Genomic DNA, 22,804 nt, shown 5'->3' on the forward strand with positions numbered 1-22,804 from the left:
ATGATCCCTGCGCGGGTGGGTTTGAGTCGTGGCCCGGTCTGGCCGGTTTCGGTCGCGATAGCGGCGGTCATCCGTCGGTTCCGTCCTTGTTCTCGGTGAAGTCCAGGGGGAACAATCCGTCAGGGGCGGGCTGAGGGAGAACTCCTTGAATGTTTCGGTAGCGGGCGGCTGCGGGCAGTACGAGGAGTCCACCGGGGATTTCGTGGACGAGTCCCAGGTCTGCGAGGAATCTGGTGGCAGCCCGAGCGAGTCCGGTGGGGTCGCCCTGCCAGATCGCTGTAAACGACGATGCGCCGAACTCGACGTACAGCTCGTCGACGATGGTGGCCACCTGCGCGGTCGACAGGAAAGGCGCGTTCAGGCCTAGCTGATTCGGCTCCGCGTCCGTAACTGATGCCTGCGGCCGGCCCGGTCGGTCGTCGTCGCGCAGCGGACGTGCGGAGTCGATGCGGGTGACTAGGTCGGCCGTCTCCTCGGTGAGGGTCGGGACCGGCAGACGTGGCAGCCTTCGGGCCTCATTGGGGTCTTCGAGCAGGTTGGCGATCGCGCCCAGAATAAGGCCGGCGGTCCGATTCACCGCGCCGCCCTTCAGCGGGAAGATCCGATCCGTGAAGCGTCCTGACGGGTCTGCGAGCATGACGCCTTCGGCTCGACGCTCGACCACCAGACCGGTCAAGCGTGCCAGGTTCTCCGCCAGATCTGGTGACCGCAGCGCGGCGGCCACAGCTGATTCGCATCGTTCGAAGTAAACGACAGGTTGTTCGATCAAGAGTCTGCGGGCGCGCCGTGTGGCGGCTTCCCGCCGGGCGCTCTTGTTCGGCCCGTCGGCACCTTCCATGAGCTGCGCCGCGCTGGCCACATGCTGCAGTGCCGCGGGAGGCCGGAACAAGGCACCGCATACATCGTGATCGATGTCGTACAGGGCGTCGCCTTCGCGGTCGCCGCCCGCCCACGCGTCCAGTGAGCCGTCCGACAGCCGCAGTGCCCCTCGATCGGTCAACCAGTCCAGGACGTCCACCACGGCTCGGCGATGTTCGGTGATGGTCGGTTCGAACCCGAGGCTGGGCTGAGCGTTCGCCAATGGGGTGACTGCTTTGACGATGTCCACGAGTGACACCTCGATCCGCGACCGCTGGAAGCCGGCGAGCACCAGGCACAGATAGGCCAGGCGCCGCCGGTCGAACTGACGGCCGGACCTGCTGGTGAATATCAAGTGCTGGGTCGGGTCCAGGACGTCGTTTCGACGAACCAGCCGTACTTGGCGCGCGGTCGCGATGAGGGTATAGGCGAACAGCTCCTGCATATCGACGGAGATCCGGTCGGCCCACCGAAGCACCACGTCCAGACTTCCGGACCGCGGCCGATCGGCAGTGATCAGATCATTGGTCAGCACCAGGCGTACGGCATGCTGGAAGGATCCAAGGTCGCTGGGAATGACTCCTGCTGCGGCAAGGTGCTCGGCCATCAGACACTGCCTTCCGTAACGTTCGCGCCGAGGATTCGGCCATCGCGGGCCGGCTTGATCTCTACCTGGAAGCCCGCCAAGTACAGGGTCCCGGTTGGTGTACGCACTGTGCTGCCAGTTGGCGACGGCGACAGCCGCAGCACAGCGACATCCGTGGCGCAGCTGGACCCGACCAGGCGTCCGGCGACGACCGTCCGGGACTCCAGCGCCCTGGTCAGCAGCTTGAGGAGGACGCCGACCTGCTCCTCATCGAGTGCAATGTCGTGCGGACCTTCAGCCACCAGGCGTTCTGTCGCCGCACGCTCGGCGGCGCGATCGGCCCGTTGCTTCTCGCGAAGGGCCGCGCGGACAGCGTTCCGCTCGGCGACCTTCTGTGGAGGGCTGGCCTTTGGGGCACGACCCTTGCGGAACAAGCTCACCGAGACTTCGACCCCGGGTGCCTGCCACCATGTCGAGGCATCTGGGATCAGCTCCTCGTCCTCATGGACGCCGCCGAGGTGCCGCGCCGAACGCACATTGAACGCGGCCGCCATCAGGGCATGCGCTGCCTGATCGTCGGGGCAATCAAACACCCATGCGGCCAGATGGCGTAGTTCGGTACCGCGGTTCACCCCTCGACGCTGCGTCTCGGTGATCTGACGCAAGAGAGCCAGCACGCTGGACACCGCCGTGCCGGTGACCTCCCGCAACTGTTCAGTACGCGGCACCCTGCCGGCCTCGTCCGGCGCGAACCACGCTCGTGCCGCGAACCAGCGCCGCCGCCAGTCCTCGATCAGGGCGTCGATACGCATGAACGGCCGGTCGTCGGCCTCCGCGGCTCGGTTCAACAGCGTCGCGATCCCGGTGGCCTCCACAGCCGCCACTGCCTCTGACAGGCGCGGCAAGTACCGGTCCAGCTCTGCCATGAAATCGTTCATATGGACAAGAAGCGCCCTCTTGAACTCCAGGAACTTCTCCGGGCTGGCGTCCGAGGAACGCATGATCTCGCCGAGCGCCAGGTGGAATCGCGCCGAGCGCCGAGCCATGTCCTCTACTGCGGCGTCGAGAGAACGCAGACGGCGTGCGACCTCGGGACCGTTGCCTTCGCGGTTGGCCTTCGCGAGGTCGTTCAGGTCGCGCAGGATGTCCGAGACAATGAGCCGGGACAGGTTCGCGTCCTCGAACCGGGCGCCCAAGACCGCCTCGACCGCTAGGTATGCCGAGTACCCCAGGTCGGAGAACTGGTAAACCGACTGCCGGTTTCGATAGCCGGCGAGCGAACCGGTACGGGCCGCATCCTCCAGCCGGTGTAAGACTCGGTCCTCGTTCTCGTCTGCGAGCTGGTCGAGACAGGCCCGGAGGTTATCGACGGTTCGCGGAGCATCGGGATAGTCGACCGAAAGTTCGACAAGCGCACGGGCGACGTCATCGCTATGGGCTTGGGGAACTCGAACTTCCCGCAGGCGGTCCATGGCCCGCAAGATCCACAGATAGTGATCGCCCCGGCGAGTGAAATTGAAGAGCTTGAACCGGTCGCCAACCGCCAGTGCGTCAAGTCCGAACGCGGCGGCCTGGACAGACGACTGAGCCGAGTTGTCGGGTTCGGGCATGCGAGGAAATCTACCGGTTGATCGGACAATTCGGTAAGCCATGTACCTGCCACGCTGCCACACGGTACACAGGCAAACACTCGTGAGACATGGGGACGCCACCAGCCAACCGATCGACGAGACGGTTCCCAACCGGCCGCCGAGCGTGCAGTACACCAGTCTCCAAGGCCGGGCCATCGACGTCGGAGACCTTGCGCACCAAACGCTCGACCAGGCTCCAAGCCCGGAGTGATTCCTACGTAGGCTGTGACCACGTTGGTATCTGCCGGGATCGAGAGGCTTGATCGGCTAGCTTCGACCCAACGATCAAGCTTCGACCACAAGACAGGCCAGGACATGTACCTCAAGCGCGTGACACTGAAGAACATCCGAGGGTTTCACGGCGACCGCCGGGTGGACTTGGATCTGACGCGTCCCGACCGCTCCTACGCCGGCTGGACGGTCTTGGCTGGGCGGAATGGATCGGGCAAGACAACGCTGCTCCGTGCCATCGCTCTCGCGATAGCCGGACCGACTGCCGCGTCACGTCTGATCCCCGACTTCGAGGACTGGGTCAGCCACAGGACATCCGGTGGTACTGCCACGGTCGAGCTGGTGCCCGATCCGGCCGTCGACTTGTTCGGAACGCACTCGCTGCCGGACCTTCAGACGTATTACTCGGAGCAGACCGATCCGCTTCTCACAGGACTAGCATGGATGTGGACACAGCCGATTGCAGACCGCAGCGGTAAGCAGGTTCGAAGGCGGCAGCTCGCTCTCACGGCCGTCGATCCAGAATCCAGCGAGAGGAACCAGCTCGGCCCCTGGATCGATCTCCCAGCGGGCTGGTTCTGTGCCGGGTATGGACCATTCCGCCGGCTGATGGGGGGCGCAGCCGACGTTCAGCGCCTCATGCAAAGTGATGACAAGGTCGCTCGACTCGCGGGTCTGTTCTTCGAAGATGCATCCCTTGCTGAAGGCGTCAGCTGGCTGATTGACCAACATCTGCGCACCTTGGAGAAGCGAGAGGGCGCGCTGGAGCTGCGGACTGCGGCTCTGGCGATCCTCGGTGACGGCCTTCTGCCGGACGACTACCAGATTATGGACGTCGACTCCGACGGGCTGTGGATCGAGCACGGGGGAAGCCGTTTTCCCCTGCGCGAGATGAGCGACGGCTATCGATCGGTGGCCGCGCTCGTCGTGGACATCCTCAAGCAACTGTGGGCCGTCTACGGGGAAATCATCATCGATGACTCCGGCGGCAAGCCGGTTATCCGGCAACCGGGCATCATCCTCATCGACGAGGTAGACGCTCATCTCCACGTGTCGTGGCAGAAGCGAATCGGCGGGTGGCTCAAAACACACTTCCCGGCGATCCAGTTCATCGTCACCACCCACAGTCCCTACATCTGCCAAGCTGCCGACCCAGGCGGATTGATCCGCCTGCCGGGTCCCGACGAGCGCCGCGGAGCCGAGATCGTCGCGCCGGAGCTGTACGACCGCATCGTCTTCGGGTCCGGCGAGGACGTAGTGCTATCCGATCTGTTCGGGTTGGACACCCCCTACTCCGAACAGGCTGACGCGGTTAGAGCCGAACTCGTCGCCCTCGAAAGAGAGGTCGTCACAGGTCGGGCCAGTGCGGAGCAGATCGAACGCCACCGCGAACTCACCATCCTGTTGACCAGTTCACCGAGCGCCCGAGTCGAGGAAGTCGCCGCGCGCCTGTACGAGCGTTCACAGGCGGATTCGTGATCCGAATCGTGCGGCCTCGCCTTCCAGACACTGCGGCGGCCATGCTGGCCGACCAGACATCAAAGATCGAGCAGGCTGTGTCGCAGATCCATATGGCAAAACGGCTCTGGAAGGACACCAACGTTCGCTCTACCGTGCTCACTCCCCACGTGCGGCCTGCGCTCGAGCGCATGGCCCCCGGGATTGCCCGCTGTATGTACTGCGGCGAGAATTACGGCACCGACATCGACCACTACAGGCCGAAGAGCTTGTGGCCGCTGCACACGTTCGACTGGTTGAACCACCTCTTGTCATGCTCGGCATGCAACAGCAGTCACAAGGGAAACCGATTCCCGCTCGCGGAAGACGGTTCACCCCTCCTGATCGACCCGACGACCGAGGATCCCGCCGATCACCTCCATTTAACCCTTGCCACGGGCGACTACATCGGTCTGACGTCTCGTGGTGAAGCAACGATCAAGACTCTTGGCCTCAACCGCGGAGTCTTGGTTCAAGGCCGTGCTCGCGCTGTACGAGACACAGTGAGGCTCATGCGTGAGTGGCGTATCGCCATCGAGCGCCAAGATATCCTTCTCGAAGAGATAGTTCTTAACGATTTGCGACAGCAGCCCTTCACAGCGGTTGCCGACGCGCTGTTTCGCCAAGCATCCGGGATTGCGGTCATGACAATCTTCAGTGCCGATCTCGACACACTCGCGTTCTTGCGCGATCCAGAGGTACTGGAGACTGCGTCCCGCGCACTCGTCGGGCGGTAGCGCTGACTCCATGGGCGCCACCGCCGCACAGGCAATGCTCGACAACTGCCGGATCCGGGCCGAGAGCCACCTCGACGGCTCGATGTACGGCCCGGTCCTGGCCGGCGGGCTGGATCGGCCCTTCCTATTGATGTGCTCACAGCTGGACGACATAGGCGACGACCCGACCGGCCGAGCTGAGGTCGCATCTGCGCGGCTGACACGCGGAGCTGTGGCTGGACGCAGGGCACAATTCGTGCACTGACTTCCAGTCGCTGGCGCCCGAGGCCAGCACCGCGATCGGCTTCCCGCCGAGTTCGGTGTAGCAGCTGACGGGCACGATCGGCCCGATCCGGTCGGCGCTCCCGTACGGACCTACGTGAGGCGTACTTCGACCGCATCCGCGGGCGCGACAACCACCTCTCGAACAGCCGTCCCCCGCCTTCCCCGAGATCGAGTTCCTGGCCTGGCCTCGAGCCGGATTCCGACGAGCGGTAGACCTCGATCAGGGATATGTGTTCAGTTGATGGATATAGAATGCGATTCGCGATCGCAGGTCCAATCGCCCGTTTCCCTGCGGCACGTTTCAGCGTTCAGCTATGGTGAGACCTCTTTCCCACTGAATCAGTGTGCTGAACCGCTTGGGGGTCCCACCGTTGAAGCTGCTCCACGCCGCAGACCTGCATATAGACAGCCCGTTGCACGGCCTGGAGAAGTATCCGGACGCGCCAGTTGACATGATCCGCGCGGCCTCGCGCCGGGCGACAGAGAACCTGGTCGCACTTGCCCTGGACGAGCAAGTGGACGCGGTGCTGCTCGCGGGCGACGTGTACGACGGCGACTGGCGCGGCTATGACACGGGATTGTTCTTTCAACGCCAGCTAGGAATACTTGGGGATGCAGGGATCCAGGTCTATTTGGTCTCCGGAAACCACGACGCTCAAAGCCAAATCACCAAGAACCTTCGCCTCCCGAATAACGTACATAAGTTCGATACCCACCAGAGCCAGAGCATTGAAGACCCCGATGTGGGGCTGGTGGTACACGGGCAGGGCTACGCGCGCCGTGACGTGATGGAGAACCTGGCCGCCGACTATCCCCGGGCAATGCCCGGCATGTTCAACGTGGGTCTACTGCACACTGCTCTCACTGGCCGGGCCGGCCACACCAAATACGCGCCATGCAGTGTCGAGGAACTCGTGTCTCGCGGCTATGGGTACTGGGCCCTCGGGCACGTCCACACTCGCGAGGTGGTCTTCGAGGAGCCGCATATCGTCTTCCCCGGCAACATCCAGGGACGCAGTATCCGCGAGACCGGCCCCAAGGGCTGCACCCTAGTCACCGTGACCGACAAGGGCTCGGTGGCCGTGGAACACCGTGACCTCGACGTGGTGCGGTGGGCTCATCTCCGTGTCGACGCGACGTCCGCCGATGACCTCGACGATGTGTGCGAGCTCGTCCGCACACAACTCGCCACGGAACGCGATCGGAGTGACGGTCGGCTGGTGGCGGCACGGGTGACGGTGACGGGCCGTTCGGCTGCACACGCCGAGCTGTGGCGGGAGCGCGAGCGTCTGACGGTCGAGGTCCGCTCCATTGCGGTGGACCTCGGCGAGGTATGGGTTGAGAAGGTGGGCCCTGGAACGAGCCCGCTGGATGCGGGGGCCGGTGATGGTGTAAATGACGTCACCGACATGATCGCAGGGCTGCTGCGCACCGCGAAGGAGCTCGGCACCGACGAGGACGCGGTACGCAGGTTCGTCGAGAGAGACCCTCTGTGGAGCAAACTCAGCGGTGATGTGCGCGGCGAGGACAGGCTAAACAGCAGTAGCGCCGAATGGTGCGCACAGCTGCTCAGCGAAGCCTCGGATCTGCTGGTCTCGATGCTGCAGGAGGGCTCGCGATGAGGCTGGATCGCCTGGATCTGGTGAAGTACGGACGGTTCACCGACCACGTCCTCGACTTCTCCGCTCCGGGAGTACACCTGGTCGTCGGCCCGAACGAGGCCGGCAAGTCGACGATGCGCAACGCCGTCACCGATCTCCTGTACGGCATACCGGCTCGCACGACTTACGGCTATCTGCATGGCATGCAGGATCTGCGGATCGGCGCTTTGCTCCGCGCCGGTGACGGCAGCGAGCTCGAGATCGTGCGCCTGAAGAAGATCAAAGATCCTCTGCGTACCGTCGGCGACGAGGTTCTCGACCCCCGGGAACTTCAGTCGATCCTGGCCGGTGTGACGAAGGACGACTTCACCGATGTGTTCGCGATCGACCACGAGGAGCTGCGCACCGGCGGAGCCGCGCTGCTCGCGGGCAAGGGCGATCTGGCCAAGGCGTTGTTTGAGAGCCGGTCGAGCGCTCAGCTGACGACGTTGCTGGCTCGTCTGAGGGAGGAGCACAGCCAGCTATACGTACCGCGTGGCAGGATTCCCGTCCTCAACGCCGCCATCGGCCCCGACGGGTCCCTGTCGCAAGCGCGCCGGGAGCTGGACGAACAGATCCTGCGGCCTGAAACCTACCGGGAGTCAGAACGCGCCGTCGATGATGCGACGAAGCAGTACGAGGGGATCAGCGAGGATCTGAAGCGGGCCCGTACCGAACAGTCGCGGCTGACCCGCATCAGACAGGCCTACGCGGGGATGGAGCAGCGCAGGCAGTTGCTAGAGGAGCGCGCTCAGCTGCTGGCTGCGGGACCGCTGGTCGCGGGGGACGTCGGCTATCGGTACGACACGTTGCGCTCGGAGCGGAAAGAGGCCGAGACCATACTCCAAGGCTTCGTAGACGATGTTCGGGAGGTCGAGGACGAGCTCCGCGAACAGAGTCCGGACCTCGCAGTGCTGGCAGTGGCCGAAACGATTGCGGTGCTTCATGCAGATGCCAATGGGGTCGAGAAGGCGGAGAAGGCAGGGCTGAAGGCAGCGCGTTCAGCCGACGAACTGCGCGGCCAGGCATCATCGAGGCTTGCAAAGCTGCGGGCCGGCGTCAGCGGTGATTCAGAGGTCGAGACAGTAGCGCCGACCTTGCGTGCGCGGGTAGGCGAGCTGATGAACGAGCAGACGGTCCTGGCGACCGAACTGGGTGCCGCGCGTAAGCAGGTGAAGAGCAGGGGCCGGGCCCTGGACGCGGAGTTGGCAAAGCTTCCGGCGGACGCCAAACTGGTCGATCGTGCGCCACTGGCGGCCGTCGTCAAGGCCGTACCCTCATCTTTGTCGGGCCAGATCCTGGCCTTGGAGAAGCAGTACACGGCCGCACAAGCGAAACTTGCGAAGGCACGCAAGCGCAATGCGCGGTTCGCCCTGCCCGAAGATGTCGGCGATCTGACGGTACCCAGCGTCGAGGAGATCGCAGCGTACAGGAAGCGCATCGACGACACTGACAAGGCTGTGGCCCGCTGTGGAGAGCGAGTAGCGCTTCGCACCACCGAGCTCACCGGGCACCGCCGCGATCTAGAAAACTTCCTACGCCAGGATCCGCCTCCAAGCGAGACAGATCTCGCGGCCAGTCGTGCACACAGGCAGGAGCTCTGGGGACAACTACACTCCGGGCTCGTCGATCCTCCGTCGGCGAGTACTGCTCCGCTGCCAGTCAGCGAATACGAGACGGCTGTGGCAGCCAGTGATGAGACCGTCGACCGGATGCGCCGCGACGCTCAGCGGATGGCCGAGCGCTCGCAGCTCGAAGAGGCGGTCGAAAAGACCGAACACCTTCTCTCCGAGGTGCAGAAGGAACACGAGGTCGCGGTCGAGGACAGACAGGCCCTTGAGACGGGATGGAACGAGCTCTGGACTCCCAGCGATCTACCCGCTCCCGCAGTCGAAGCGGCTACCGATCTACTCGCAGCCTTACAGATACTGCGCGAGCAGATCGATGAACGTGACGCCCTGCTTCTAACTCTCGACTCTGATCGTGCCGCTGCCAACGCCCATGCGACGCGCTTGCGTGAGGCGCTTGCGGACGCTGGCTTTGCCGTCCCTCCGGAGTCAGCGTCCCTCGACGAACTGATCGAAGCAGCCAGCGCCTTTCATGCGACTCTCGCCGAGACGGCAAAGAAGCGGTCCAGGATCACCGCGGCCGCAGAGAACCTCCGCAACGAACTCACCGACGCGCAGTCAGAGGTCACGAGGCTGGAAACCGAACTCGCGGACTGGGACGAGAAATGGAAGCGGCTGCTCGCCGACAACCAGCTCACCGGCACCCCAGCCCAGGTGGCCGCGTCTCTCAGCGAGCTCGACGAGATAGCTCGCCTCCACGCAGACGCACTTCGCTTCCAGGAGCAGGCCGACGAAGCCGACATCCAAGTCTCTGCATTCACTTCAAGACTCGACCAAGCCCTCGCAGACGCCGGCCAGCCGCCCCTCACCACACCAGACCGCCGATACGCCGTGGTGCGAAGCCTCAAGGATTACCTCGACCGCCAGAGCGCGTCGCAGGACCAGATCACCCGGCTGACGGATCGGCTCGCCACGCTGCGCGGCAAGCTGGAAAGCGCGCGGAACAACCGTGCCGAGGCGGACCAGAACGTCGCCGCGGTGCTCGCTGAGGACTCGATGCACCATGAGCATGAGCTAGTGGAAGCGATCGAACGCACGGACGCGATCCGGGACCTCGATAAGCAGCTCAAAGCCGTTGAGAACTCCCTCGCAGGGGCCGGCGTCGGCATCGCTCAACTCGAGCAGGAAGTATCAGACCACGATCCCGACGAGCTCACGGCTCTCATCGCCGATCTCGATGCGCGGATCCTTCAGCTGGAAGGCGATCTCGGCACGAGGGCTGCCGAACTCGCGCGTTGTAAGAACACATTGGAACAGATGAACGGCTCCGACGCCGCGGCGATCGCAGCAGATGCCGTGGAAGAGCAGCGCTCTGGCATCGTGCACCACGCCCACGACTACCTGCGACTGCGCCTCGCCGAGCAGATCCTCCTAAAAAGCATCGAGACCTACCGCCAAGAGAATCAGGCCCCAGTCCTGCGCAGAGCCCAGCACATCTTCGCCCGGATCACTCACGACGAGTATCCCGAACTGGTCGACGACACTGACGTGGACGGCAAGGCCGTGCTACGAGCCCGTCGCGGGTCCGGACCGCTCGTAGACGTGGAGGACATGAGCGAGGGCACGCGCGACCAGCTCTACTTGGCGCTGCGCCTAGCGTCACTCGACCGCTACGCCGACGAAGGCCGCGCCATGCCGCTACTGCTGGACGACGTGTTGATGACGTTCGACGATGGACGCACCGGCGCCGGTCTGAGCCTGCTCGATGAGATGGCGGACCGGTTTCAGGTCATCGTGTTCACCCATCATGAACACATCGGCCGGATCGCCCAGGACGCGCTGGCAGCAGGGCGGATTCATGTCCACGACCTCATCCCGGCTTCCGAATGCTGAGAGCGGAGCTCTGAATTTCTCACGCACGCTGAGGCGCCGGGAGAAATTCGACGCCGAGAACTTCCTGTCCGCAGCAGCCAGGCACTGGAGATTGCGTGGGACTACGTCTACAGGGTCTCGTGGCGAGTCCTGACCTACGCGCGGTACCGGACCGCTTCGGTCGCCCGGTACCGCGCCTGCACGGATCAGGGATCAATGTCCTATTAGCGCTCAGCCTCCGCCCTCCAGCCGGCGGGAGAGCGCTGCCAGAGCCACAGCCGCCACGCGAGTCGCCGTCGCGCCTCCTCGGGCGAGGCGCCCTACGACACCTGGTCGCGCCGGCCAGACCGCCGCAACCGGCACCGGCTTTCCGAGCAGTTTTAGCAAATCCTCGCGGCTCCGCGGTGCCGCTGGATCGGCGATGCTCGTCACCAGCGGATGAATACCGTCCTTCTCTTCCGCCCACTCCTGCGGCTGCGGCGCGACAACCGTGGACAACAGAGTCAATGCACGAAGGATCAGCGCCGCGTACCCGGGACCGATCCTGGTCACGAACCCGTGAGCGATCTCGTTCCGAAGGTTGGGGCCTTCGGGCGCGGCCAACAACCAGCGGAGGAAGTAGGCCCACGACTCGTCGAGGGCCAGCTCATCCAGCTTCTTCAGGAGAGCGTATAATCCCGGGTATCCGCCCGGCGTGTCCGCAGCCTGCGTTCGATAGATGCCTTCGTCGAGCTCTCGGAGTAGAAGCCGTGCCACGGATTCGAATCTTGCCGCCGCGACATGAACGCAGGCTTCGTAATCTTCGTTCCAGAAATGGATAAATGCCCTCGCGACGCTTGCCGCGATCGTCGAATCAGCCGCGCCACGACGCGAAAGCGTCACCATGAGTTCAGACTCACTCGGCACCCCGTATCGTTCCGCCATGCGAACGAGGCCCGTCGCGAGAAGCCGGCCTCGATTCATCGCATAGTGGTTCGCCGTCTCGGAAAGCCGATCCGCATATCCCCCGTCATCCGGCGTCGAGGTCCATCGGGGAAGACCGTCGGCGTTCAACTTCATGCTAGAGATCGCCAACAAAAAGCCGGTGGTCTTGGCGATTTGCTCGGTCTGACTCTTCAACGTCGCAAGATCACCAGAAGGGCAGTCTGTGCTCAGGAAGTACTCAAGCCCGAAGCGCCAATCCGAGTAGTTGGTGAACGGCGCAAGCCACCGCTCGATGTAGTCAGGAGGGATCGACACGGACGTGGACATGACCACGAGACCCAGGTCTGCCTTGGGGATCGCCTGCATGAGAGCGGTCGCCCGTTCGACCAAATCTGTCAGCCCATAGTCGCGCGCGACCCGCACTGCGGACTCAAGGATAGAAAGCCGGACAAGGCCTGGACGGGACAGTGCTTCATCAATATACGCCTGGGCCTCACGCCGATTGGCAGCTTGCGTCTCATCCGGCGTCTGTGCACGCCTACGCAAATAGTCGGCAAGTTCAGACCGAAGCCAGCCCTCTTCATAAGCCCGCCATGCCTCCTCCAACAGGGCATCGATACGTGCGTCATCTCCTGCACCGGCCGGGCCACCGCGCGAGGCCTTCTTGGATTCCTTCGGCTTGGTGGACAGCGCTCCGATAAGCGGCAGCACGACACCGGGCCACTTCGACTCGCCCTTCATGGTGTTCTCAGCCGCGCTCAACATCGCGCTCCGCACCTTGGCCTCGCGAGCCAGGTCACCGACGCTACGAGTAAGGTCCCATGCACGCACAAGACCCTGGGCTTGGGTCAGATCTGCTTCGGCGGTGACATCGACGTCGGCCAAGTACGCGTCGATCGCTGTCGTGGCCCGGATATACGGGTTGCCGTCGCGCCGCAGGAACAGCAGGTCGTTGAGACGGGCCTTGGCGCCCGGATGCTGCACCTTCTCGGCAAGGTCACGCCAGAGCGAGACGACCTCATCGTCCACGTCCGGCACGGCAGGCGGATAGGCGTTCGCCCCCGATCCCGACAACGGGCCCAGAGCGCAGCCCGACGGCTCGCCCCTGGCCGACAACCGAAGACCGTAAGCCATCGCGAGTACCAGCTCTCTGATCTCCGGACCTTCCGGATCCAGACCAGCGTCTGCCCCCTCTCGCCGAATGTCGTCGACGACATTCCATCGCAGGGTGCTCGTCGCATGCGCACTGTCGAGCACCAAAGCCAGTACTTCGGCATTCTGTTGATCGTGGACATACGGCTCAAAGGGCCGGTCTGTCACGTCGGCAAGTTCGGCGGGAATGAATTCCTCGGAGCATTCGTCCATAGCCAATCTTAGCTTGCCGCCCGGCGCTGGCGATGGCTTTATCAGGCCGCCGCCAAGGCCTCCGCACTCAGCAACGGCTCCGCCTCCCGAAAGGCGTGCAACGCGTAATGCACTGGGACTTGACCGTCCCCTCGGGCACCCCGAGTACGTCGGCGGCCTGCCGCGCCGCGAGGTCGCGGTAGAACATCTCGAACAGCGCGGCCGGCGGTCCGGGCTGAGCCGCCGCAGCGCCACCCGCACGTCGTGTGCCTTCGCGACCCCCTTGACGTCGCCGACCGCGTCGGCCATGGGGGCACGTCCTCGACGATCATCTCGGCCGTGCGTACCTGGCGGGCCTGGACCGCGTCAATCACGACCCAGCGGGCACCTGAACAGCCACGGGCGCGCCGTCCAGCACGGCGGTGTTCATGGTGGTGCTGGCGGTCATGTCAGACACCCCTCCTGTGTCCACGGATACGGGCTGGCAGGAAGCACTGGACCGCGCAGCCCTCATCGGGGAGACCGACGATTCGCTACGCGGACCCGCCCTCGTTCTGGCATTCGTGAGCTTCACCATCGAACAGGTCCTTGGGCGACACACGCAATCCTTCGGCGATCTTTAGGAGGGTCAGCACGCCCGCATTGCGACGTCCATGCTCGATATAGATCAGTCCGCGAAAACTCATGTCGCTGAGGTGGGCGAGTTCCTCCAAACTCAACTGCCGCGCCTCACGAAGCGTCCGGATGCGCAGGCCGAGCGCAAGCAGTCGCGGGTCGGGTGGATCGTCGGCAGATGACACGACTCGACTGAATCGGCGCGAAGATCAGCGAACCATGAACAGCTGTGCATAATCGATTCGACGCGGCTACGACGTCGCTCTTTGCACGCGAATGCACGACCGAAAGGCATCCGGACATGGGCACAAGGCTGCAATCGTTCTGGCTGCCGCGACAGTCACGGAGCGACGGCGGTTCGTCAGATCATGTGCCTGTTGCAGGACCGGGGGTGGCTGCGGACCGTCCCTCGCATGAATACTCCGCAGCAGGTCCTGACGGCCTTGCCCAAGAAGTCGTCCTGGACCGTCGGCGCGCTCCGACGCGTCCAGAAGTGCTCGACGTTGTCGGCGGGAGGCGCACAGTGAGCGGCATCCGGAGCAGCAGCGGGATCATTAAGACCCTCGATGGCATCACCATCTATCCTCCGGTGCACGACGACGACCCGTGGCGCGCCGCCTATTACGATCGCGACGGTAGGCGCAAGTATCGCCAGGCCGTCGACGAGGACGGGCTGGCGCGCAAGCTCGATCCGGTCAAGCGCCGGCTCGCGGGTCTCCCCGACCTCACCCGGTTCGAGGCAGCGTCAGGCGCCGACCTCATCGCTTACTACCTCTCTCCCGACCGGTTACCGACTGACAGGCAGTGGTCGAGCTCCTATCGAGCAGATCAGGAGCGATTCGGAAGGAAGGCGCGCGAGGTGATCGGCGAGGTGCCGTGCCGAGCCATCGAGACGTGGCATATGCAGCAAATCGTCAACCGCGCAAATACCGCGACTACGGGCGCCCGGATGCGAACGTTCATCTCAGGGCTGATCAAGGTCGGCAGCAGCGTGGGGTTCCTCACTGAGCCATTGCCGACTGTCGTCCACTGGCAGGCCGGCGATCGTCCTCGCCCCACTCCGAGAGCGCGGATCTGCGGAGAGAGCTCCGACTTCATCGACATGGCCTCGCTACCGCGCCATCAGGATGTGTCGGCACTCGCCTTGGCCACACAGCAGAAGAGGCTATGCCTCTGGTGGCGTGAGTTGATGCCGTACGTCGCGGCCTACTCAGGTATCCGACGCGGCGAAATGCTCGCGCTTTCGGCCGACGACGTGGATTCGACAAGACGCACGATCGCCGTCCTGCGGAAGGTCATCGAAGTCAACGGCAAGCAGACCATCGAGCTACCGAAGAACGGCATCATCCGCACGACCCTGTTCCCTGAGATGGCGCCGGACGGCTACCGTCTCGCCGACATGCTCGCCCGTCGTATCAGTGAGGCGAGAGCTGAACGGGACGCCGGTTCCAATCCCAACGCGCTACTCTTCCCCGCCAGAGGCGGCAAGTACATGTACGCCTGCAGCTTCTACTCGTCCATCGCAGAGCCAGCATTTGCGGCGGCTGGATGGCGCACTCCCGAGTCAGGCCGTCGTTGGACTTGGCACACACTCCGGCACGTCTTCTGCACCACTGCGCTCGTCGAATGGAAGCTCGACCTACCCGACATTTCCAAGCTCGCCGGACACTCCACCATCCGCATCACATCGGACAGATACGTCGGCGCTGTGACTGGGACCCTTGAACGAGCCTTCGAGCGAACTCAAGTCAAACGGACCATGGACTGACAAGGTGCCAACACAGGCAGGTTATTTCGATAATCGGCACTGCTCGGATTGAACACGCTGTTTCGCCATCTGCCTGAACGTTCGAGTTGGCAAATTTGATCCGCACTGGTGTCGTCCTTACTTGTCGTCATCGGTAGTCGTTGGCCGACCTTTCACGGCTCAAAGCCAGTCCGCGACGGCAACCTCCGTAACACGCAGATCCGTGCTTCAATCAGTTTACTCAACGCCGCCGTTCGCTCCCTGGCCGATATCAGCCTCTGCAGGCCATTCGGGAAGTGGACCGCGTTCAGGCAGAAGGCTGTGCAACTTCCGCATCGCGGCGACCCGGCTTCGTGTTTCACTGAGAGCTTGAGTTGGAGTCCAGATTCGCATGCCAGCTGAGCCTGACAAGTTCTGGATGACAGAGTCCTTCTTGACAAGCTTTATATCGCTAGTGACGAAGGCGTATCCCGCGTAGCGGATTGCGGTGGACACGTGCATTGCGTCCCGCAAATCGTTCTTGTTCGCTGCATTCCGGTCCTTACCCGGAAATAGCATCGCGAACACGGCGTTAAGTCGCATCTCGTCTTCCCCGGTCGCGTAATAGCTGCGGTCCCACCGGGAGTGGCCCCATACTGCGGGTCCGTACGTCTCTGGGAAGTCAGCCGTCTCAGCCAGGCGTCTCGCGACGGTCTCGTCATCTTGGCCATCGGTCCGCTCGGTGTCCACAACGTCAGTACGGGCTAACCCAATCCAACCTTCGGTCCAAAACCTCAGGAGGTTGCTGATGTCCGACGGGGTCTGAGTGTTGTCCAGGAAGTCGATGAGGACGTTGCTGTCGAGGTAGTACTGGACTCCGACAAGGTTCTGACCGCGCTCGAATGTTGTCACTGTTCCATTATCCCCTAATACAGATCAGAATTAGGAGTAGCATCCGCAGGATGTGACGCCTCGTACTCGATTCCAACGCAATCGACCCCATCGCGGACCGCCGCGGAGCCTACGAGGTGGTGCGAGCAGCGGTTGACGGTGGTGATCTTGAACTACTGATCACTCACGTTAACATCGACGAGCTTGCAGCCATCCCAGATTTGGAACGGCGCAGCTTCTTGCTACTGATTCTGTGCGACCTGGGCACGCTTGTCCCAACGGGCGCAACGGTCCTCGACTTCTCTCGACTCCACTTCTCTCGCCTCGGTGAAGATGCAGACGGTACCGAGGCACTCAGGTCCGGCAACATCGATCACACTCGTGACGCCCTGATCGCCGTAACGGCTGAGTTCGAAAAGTGTGCACTTTTCACTAATGAACGCCGCCTGACCAACCGTGCTCGAGATCGCGGGATCGAGGTCATCACCACCGATACTCTGCTTACTGATCTGGGCTACCAGCAACCCTGAGGCTGTCTGGAAGCGGCGTTTTCTACGCGCGTCAAGACCTGCCGATGCCCTGCCCCGTGGCTACCGCCACATAGTGCGGGCTGAGGTTCTGAGCCTTCTGTCGGACATGCAGGCTTGTCCTTTCCGGGCCGCGCTGGGGCAAGGCATGTTCTTCACCTTGCACCCCCAGCCCGGTCTGGAAGTCGCATCGCGATGGCAGGCCGACGGAATGCCCAGAACCGACCCACGTCCGCATACCCAATCCGCCGACTTCCCGCTCGACTAGATTCGATAATTAGTACTGCTCGTACTGGCAAGCGCGGCTGTAGGAGTAGATCGACAGCGGCAGGGTCGGGTGCGCGCGGCGGGTGACCTTCTCCGCGGCGATCTCGCGGTCCAGGTCCTGCGGGTCCAGGACGTCGGCGAGCAGGGGGCGCTCGATGCGCTCCCCCGCCTTCGTCTGCTCACTCATACTCGGTCCCCCCGCTGCGCGTCACGTACTCTGCCGACACGATCTTGCCGATCGTGCGGCTCCCCACCACCGCGTTGCCGTGCTCCTGCTGCGAGCGCACGACGATGCCCTCGCGGATGTGGGCGCTCGTGCCGCTGACGGTCTCCTTGCCGGAGGCCAGAGCCAGCAGCAGCGCCTCATCGTAAGGGCCTTCGTAGAGCGTGGGCACCAGCGGGATGTCGATGCCGGTGTCCTTCAGCGCCTGGGACCATTCCGGGGCGCCGAGCCAGCGCACGGTGCCCTCGACGTCGAGGCAGACGTCGAACGCGGCGAAGCCCGGTGTGCTCTGGGCGTTGGCGCCGTACGCGAGGTCCTGCACGCCCTTGCCGTAGACCTCGCCGTAGATGCCGACCCGGCGCGCGCCGTAGGCTTCGGCGATCTTCGCGGCGGCTTCCGGGACTCCGTGGGCGCGCGCGGTCCGCCAGTACAGGTTCTTGTCGCTCTCGACCAGAGCCAGGTACTTGGACCCGAAGCCCTTGGACGACACCAGATACTCGCCGGTCTGGGCCAGGTACGTGAGCAGGCAGCACGTTCCGTGCACCTTCTCGGTCGCGGACACCGGCTCGCCGGGCTCGAAGATCCCGGGATAGCGCGCGATGTTCTCGATGTCGGTCCACGGCAGCAGGTCGGCGGCGGAGACCACGTCCCCGGACATGGTGACCGGCACCGGCGGCACCCACTTCACGACGCCCAGCAGCTCGGCGAAGTCCTCCCCGGCAGCGTGCGCGGCAGCCAGATCGACCCCCGCCAGCGCCTTCGGCCGGCACACGATGCCCTGCGACAGCTCCCCGCGCAGCCGGATCGCCCGCACCCGGTCCTTGCCCGACCCCGCCAGCCGCCCGGTCAGTCCCAGCTCCTCGATCAGCCCGGCCGGAAGCACGGACTGCTCGGGGATGTATATCGCGAAGTCACCGGTCCGGTAGGCGCCCTTGGCCACAACGGCGCGGTAGAGCCCGACCTGCGCCAACTCCAACGCGTCGGCGTCAGGGTGACCGTGGATCGTCAGGGGTTCGGCGGTGACTCGCAGGGTCGACATGGCGGCCCGTCCTCGTTTCGTGGTGGTCGCGGGTCCGATCAGGTTTTCCGATCAGGACTTTGACCACGACGGTAGAGGTGACGGGCCGCCAGTTCGAATGGATTTCCGAACCCCGCGTCCACCCCGCGCCGACTGAGCGCCCGCCCTACAGCCGCGGGTCCACCGGCTCGGACTCCAGCGCCAGGACGGCAAAGGCCGCCTCGTGCACGCGCCACAGGGGCTCGCCGCTGACGAAGCGTTCCACCGACTCCAGGCCGAGGGCGTATTCGCGGGAGGCCAGGGAGCGCTTGCGGCCCAGGCTGCGGTTGCGGAGGCGGTCCAGGTTCGCCGGTTCCAGGTACTCCGGGCCGTAGATGATGCGGAGGTACTCCGGGCCTCGGCACTTCACGCCGGGCTGGACCGGGCCGCGCGGGCCGGGGGCGAAGCCGTGGAGCGGCTTGACCACCATGCCCTCGCCGCCGGCCGCGGTCATGGTCTGCCACCACGCCGTCGCCTCGGCGACCGATGCCTCGTCGGCCAGGTCCACCACGCGCCGCTCGGTGCGGGTGAAGAACTCCGGGTCGGCGGCGGCCAGGCGGTCGGCCAACGCGATGTGCCAGTCGTTGCCCTTGGTCACGGCGTGGTTCGTGCCCTGCGAAGCCAGGATCTGGAACGGCGCCAGGCGCAGTCCTTCCAGACCGTCCACCGGCCAGCAGTACCGGCCGTAGGCGGTCGTGAACGCGACCGCGTCCGCGAGCCGCCGCTCCTGCCTCCCGGCCAGCTCCGCGACCTCCAGCCCGCGTGCCGCGGCAGCCTCCAGCGCCGCCGTGGCAGCCGTCAGCGACACCCGCGCCGCCGCGCCGACCGCCGCGTACTGGTCGCGCAGCAGCCCCATCGCCTTCGCCGACCACGGCAGCAGCTCGCAGTCCAGCAGCAGCCAGTCCGTCTCCAGCTCCGACCAGAGCCCGGCGGCGTCGGCCGCGGAGCGCACCCGCGCCAGGACCGCCTCGATCTGCGCGGGACGGTCGAAGAACGGGCGGCCGGTGCGCGTGTGGACCGCGCCGGTGCTGCCGTCCTCGACGCCGAAGCGGGCCCGCGCGGCGTCGGCGTCGCGGGCGACCACGACCACCGCGCGGGAGCCCATGTGCTTCTCCTCGCACAGCAGCTCCCCGACGCCCTCCTCCCGGTACGCCGCGAACGCCTGCGCCGGGTGCTCCAGGAAGCCCGGCAGCGTGGAGGTGCCGCACGGCGCCATGGTCGGCGGCAGGTAGACCAGCCAGCGCGGGTCCACCGCGAAGCGGCTCATCACCTCCAGCGCCGCCGCGGCGTTCTCCTCCTGCACCGTCACCCGGCCCAGGTGGCGCGCCTCGACGGTCCGGCGGCCGAGCACGTCGTCCAGGTCCAGCACGCCGGGGTCGCGCCGCACCACGCCGGCGCCGGAGGCGAACGTCGTCGCCGCCAGCGGACGCACCGGCTCGTACCAGACCTGCTCGGCCGGCACCGACACCGGCTCGCGCTCCGGGTATCGCAGAGCACTGATCTTGCCGCCGAACACCACGCCGGTGTCCAGGCACAGCGTGTTGTTGACCCACTCCAGGTTCAGCACCGGCGTGTGCCCGTAGAGCACCATCGCCGTGCCGCGGTAGTCGTTCGCCCACGGGTAGCGCACCGGCAGCCCGAACTCGTCGGTCTCGCCGGTGGTCTCCCCGTACATCGCGAAGGAGCGGACCCGCCCGGAGGCGCGTCCGTGGAACTCCTCCTTGAGTCCGGCGTGCGCGACGACCAGCTTGCCGCCGTCCAGGACGTAGTGGCTGATCAGCCCGTCGCAGAAGGCGCGGACCCGCTTGCGGAAGTCCTCGTCCTCGGCGTCCAGCTGCGCCAGCGATTCGGCCAGGCCGTGGGCGACCTTCACCTTCCGGCCGTCGAGCGCGCGCACCAGCTTGTTCTCGTGGTTCCCGGTGACGCACAGCGCGTTGCCGGCCTCGACCATGCCCATCGCCAGCCGCAGCACGCCGGGCGTGTCCGGGCCGCGGTCGACCAGGTCGCCGACGAAGACCGCGGTGCGGCCCTCGGGGTGCACGGCGTCGACGGGACGTCCGAGGTCGTCGCGCAGCAGGGCGTAGCCGAGCGTGGTCAGCAGGGTCTCGAGCTCGGAGCGGCAGCCGTGGACGTCGCCGATGACGTCGAAGGGACCGGTGAGCTCCCGCTTGTCGTTGTACGCCTTCTCGTAGGCGATGACGGCCTGGTCGACCTCTTCGACGCTCTTGAGGACGTGCACCTTGCGGAAGCCCTCGCGCGCCAGGTTCCGCAGGCCGCTGCGAAGCTCGCGCCGCTGCCGGGAGATCACGCGCGCGGGCAGGTCCGCACGGTCCGCGCGCTCAGCGTTGCGGTCCACGCAGACCCGCTCGGGGATGTCCAGCACGATCGCGATCGGCAGCACGTCGTGCTCCCGCGCCAGCTTCACCAGCGCCTCGCGTGCCTTGGTCTGCACGTTCGTGGCGTCGACGACGGTCAGCAGCCCGCGGCGCAGGCGCACGCCGGCGATGTGGTGCAGGAGCGCGAAGGCCTCGGGGGTCGCGGACTGGTCGTTCTCGTCGTCGGAGACGATGCCGCGGCAGGCGTCGGAGGACACGATCGCGGTGGGGCGGAAGTGCTTGCGGGCGAAGGTGGACTTGCCGGAGCCGCTGCTGCCGATCAGGACGACCAGGGACAGCTCGGGGACGGCGAGGGGCAGCTCGGGCGCCGCGAGGGGCAGCTCGGTGGTGGTCGGGTCAGACATCTGCCGAGGCCTCCTTCGGGTTGTCGTTGGTCAGGTTCTCGTTGGTCAGGTTCTCGTTGGTCAGGTTTTCGTTGGTCGGGCTCTTGGCGAGAGTGAACAGCGCGAGCTGCGTGGACGGCCCGAGCTCCGGGTCGACCTCGCCGACGGGCTTGAAGCGGACGTCGTAACCGTGCGCCGCGGCGACCCGTTCGGCCCAGGCGCGGAACTCCGCACGCGTCCACTCGAACCGGTGGTCGCTGTGCCGGAAGCGGCCGGCCTCCAGGGTCTCGTAGCGCGCGTTGTATTCGACGTTCGGCGTGGTCACCACGACCGCGCGGGGGTGCGCGGCGCGGAAGACGGCGTGCTCGAGCGCGGGGAGGCGGTGGGCGTCGACGTGCTCGATGACCTCCATCAGGACCGCGGCGTCGTAGCCGGCGAGCCGCGCGTCGGTGTAGGTCAGCGCGCCCTGGCGCAGGGTCAGGCGGGCCTTGACGCGGTCGGGCAGCCGATCGACGTGGAGCTTGCGGGCGGCGATCTGGAGGGCGCGCGCCGAGACGTCGATGCCGACGACCTCGGTGAACGCCTTGTCCTTCAGCAGGTCGCGCAGCAGTGCGCCCTCGCCGCAGCCGAGGTCCAGGACCCGCGAGGCTTCGGCCTCGTGCAGGGTCTCGACGACGGCTTCGCGGCGGGCGGTGGCCAGCGACAGCTTGCGTTCTTTCGCCGGGACGGCGTCCGGAGCGGATTCCTGCACCGGCTCGCCGTCGAACCCCACCGCGTTGTCCAGTACCTCCGGCTCGACGTCGTCCACCTCCGCCAGCCGTGCCAGCGCCTCGCGGACCAGCGGCTGGCGCCGGGCCAGGTAGCGGCGGGCGATCATGCCGCGCAGCGGGTGGGCGCCGAGCCAGCCCTCGCCGGCGCGGACCAGCTTGTCGACCTCGTCGCTGGCGACCCAGTAGTGCTTGGCGCCGTCGAGGGCGGCCAGCAGGACGAACAGGTGCGACAGCGCCTCGGACAGGCGCAGGGTGCCGGTGAGGGTCAGGCTCGTGTAGCGCGAGGCGCCCCATTCGGGGAACGCCGGGTCCAGGGCGACCGGCTCGGCCGCGACCGTCCAGCCCAGCGGCTCGAAGAGCTCGACCGCCAGCTGCGGTTCGCGGCAGATGAGCGCCGGGACCTCGACGCGCAGCGGCAGGGCGGTGGCGGCCAGGTCCGGGCGCTGGTCGCAGCGGCCGCGCAGGGCGGTGCGGAAGACGTTCCCGAGGGCGGAGGCCAGCAGCGAGGACGCCGCGTAGGGCCGGTCGTTGACGTACTGCGAGAGCGCGAAGTCCGGGGCGTTGCGGCCGCGGCCGCGCACCAGGGCGATCGGATCCACCTCGAGCAGCAACGCGGCGGTGCACTCCTGAGGACCGGCGGCTGGATAGAACACATGGGCCTTGCCGTAGGTCACGTCGAAGGCCTGGACCCGGTCGGGGTTCTTGTGGAGCAGGAAGCCCAGGTCGGTGGCCGGCCACTCGGCGCCGGGCGGCGGCGTCGCGGTAATCGTCAGGAGCATTGCACGATCGTGTCGGACCAGGTCCCGCCCGGCAAACCAGTATTCAGACCGTTATACGAACCGGCACTCGAACCAGCA

15 protein-coding genes and 1 pseudogene are annotated in these 22,804 nt (G+C 65.5%); 7 read left to right on the forward strand and 9 right to left on the reverse strand.

Annotated elements, in window-relative coordinates; all coding sequences use genetic code 11:
• Positions 1-67: 67 nt before the first annotated feature.
• Both CACI_RS27245 and CACI_RS27250 read right to left on the reverse strand, forming a co-directional pair.
• Positions 68-1,465, reverse strand: a complete 1,398-nt coding sequence (locus CACI_RS27245; protein ID WP_015794089.1) for a DUF2398 family protein — start codon at positions 1,463-1,465, stop codon at positions 68-70.
• Positions 1,465-3,054, reverse strand: coding sequence for a TIGR02677 family protein (locus CACI_RS27250; RefSeq protein WP_015794090.1), 1,590 nt, complete (start codon positions 3,052-3,054; stop codon positions 1,465-1,467). Before CACI_RS27250 ends, CACI_RS27245 begins: the two co-directional genes overlap by 1 nt.
• Before the next feature lie 336 nt (positions 3,055-3,390).
• Between CACI_RS27250 and CACI_RS27255 the strand changes: the two genes are divergently transcribed.
• From CACI_RS27255 to CACI_RS27275, 5 genes are all read left to right on the forward strand, one after another.
• Positions 3,391-4,785, forward strand: coding sequence for an AAA family ATPase (locus CACI_RS27255; protein WP_015794091.1), 1,395 nt, complete (start codon positions 3,391-3,393; stop codon positions 4,783-4,785).
• Positions 4,786-4,826: 41 nt separating this feature from the next.
• Positions 4,827-5,540, forward strand: a complete 714-nt coding sequence (locus tag CACI_RS27260; RefSeq protein WP_143765413.1) for an HNH endonuclease family protein — start codon at positions 4,827-4,829, stop codon at positions 5,538-5,540.
• A gap of 10 nt (positions 5,541-5,550) precedes the next feature.
• Entirely contained in the window at positions 5,551-5,784 is a 234-nt protein-coding gene (locus tag CACI_RS50295) for a hypothetical protein (RefSeq protein WP_015794093.1), read from the forward strand.
• Positions 5,785-6,175: 391 nt separating this feature from the next.
• The gene (locus CACI_RS27270; protein ID WP_041542519.1) at positions 6,176-7,426 is read left to right on the forward strand and encodes a metallophosphoesterase family protein; all 1,251 of its coding nucleotides are present in this window, start codon (positions 6,176-6,178) and stop codon (positions 7,424-7,426) included.
• Complete coding sequence (locus CACI_RS27275) at positions 7,423-10,905, forward strand: YhaN family protein (protein WP_015794095.1); 3,483 nt, start codon at positions 7,423-7,425, stop codon at positions 10,903-10,905. Before CACI_RS27270 ends, CACI_RS27275 begins: the two co-directional genes overlap by 4 nt.
• 210 nt (positions 10,906-11,115) lie before the next feature.
• Here the strand turns inward: CACI_RS27275 and CACI_RS51475 are convergent, their stop codons facing one another.
• Positions 11,116-13,173: a DUF4209 domain-containing protein gene (locus CACI_RS51475; RefSeq protein ID WP_041540487.1), complete on the reverse strand. Its 2,058-nt coding sequence runs from the start codon at positions 13,171-13,173 to the stop codon at positions 11,116-11,118.
• Positions 13,174-13,685: 512 nt separating this feature from the next.
• Complete coding sequence (locus tag CACI_RS48210) at positions 13,686-13,952, reverse strand: helix-turn-helix domain-containing protein (protein WP_223297248.1); 267 nt, start codon at positions 13,950-13,952, stop codon at positions 13,686-13,688.
• A gap of 338 nt (positions 13,953-14,290) precedes the next feature.
• Here CACI_RS48210 and CACI_RS27290 point away from each other — a divergent pair, with 338 nt between their 5' ends.
• Positions 14,291-15,535, forward strand: coding sequence for a tyrosine-type recombinase/integrase (locus CACI_RS27290; RefSeq protein ID WP_015794098.1), 1,245 nt, complete (start codon positions 14,291-14,293; stop codon positions 15,533-15,535).
• Positions 15,536-15,751: 216 nt separating this feature from the next.
• Here CACI_RS27290 and CACI_RS27295 read toward each other — a convergent pair whose 3' ends face one another.
• On the reverse strand, positions 15,752-16,405 hold the full coding sequence (locus CACI_RS27295; RefSeq protein ID WP_015794099.1) for a type II toxin-antitoxin system VapC family toxin: 654 nt from the start codon (positions 16,403-16,405) through the stop codon (positions 15,752-15,754).
• 74 nt (positions 16,406-16,479) lie between these two features.
• Here CACI_RS27295 and CACI_RS48215 point away from each other — a divergent pair.
• Positions 16,480-16,914 (forward strand): annotated as a pseudogene (locus CACI_RS48215) (hypothetical protein); the annotation flags it as partial.
• A gap of 274 nt (positions 16,915-17,188) precedes the next feature.
• Here the strand turns inward: CACI_RS48215 and CACI_RS51480 are convergent.
• From CACI_RS51480 to CACI_RS27310, 4 genes are all read right to left on the reverse strand, one after another.
• The gene (locus tag CACI_RS51480) at positions 17,189-17,365 is read right to left on the reverse strand and encodes a hypothetical protein (protein ID WP_015794100.1); all 177 of its coding nucleotides are present in this window, start codon (positions 17,363-17,365) and stop codon (positions 17,189-17,191) included.
• Positions 17,358-18,440 (reverse strand): RNA ligase (ATP), encoded by a 1,083-nt coding sequence (locus tag CACI_RS27300; protein WP_015794101.1) that lies wholly within the window; start codon positions 18,438-18,440, stop codon positions 17,358-17,360. The genes CACI_RS51480 and CACI_RS27300 overlap by 8 nt, the downstream gene beginning before the upstream one ends.
• Positions 18,441-18,585: 145 nt before the next feature.
• Entirely contained in the window at positions 18,586-21,198 is a 2,613-nt protein-coding gene (locus CACI_RS27305) for a polynucleotide kinase-phosphatase (RefSeq protein WP_015794102.1), read from the reverse strand.
• The gene (locus tag CACI_RS27310; protein WP_015794103.1) at positions 21,191-22,726 is read right to left on the reverse strand and encodes a 3' terminal RNA ribose 2'-O-methyltransferase Hen1; all 1,536 of its coding nucleotides are present in this window, start codon (positions 22,724-22,726) and stop codon (positions 21,191-21,193) included. The genes CACI_RS27305 and CACI_RS27310 overlap by 8 nt, the downstream gene beginning before the upstream one ends.
• Positions 22,727-22,804: the final 78 nt, after the last annotated feature.

The organism is Catenulispora acidiphila DSM 44928 (assembly GCF_000024025.1).
Taxonomy (GTDB): domain Bacteria; phylum Actinomycetota; class Actinomycetes; order Streptomycetales; family Catenulisporaceae; genus Catenulispora; species Catenulispora acidiphila.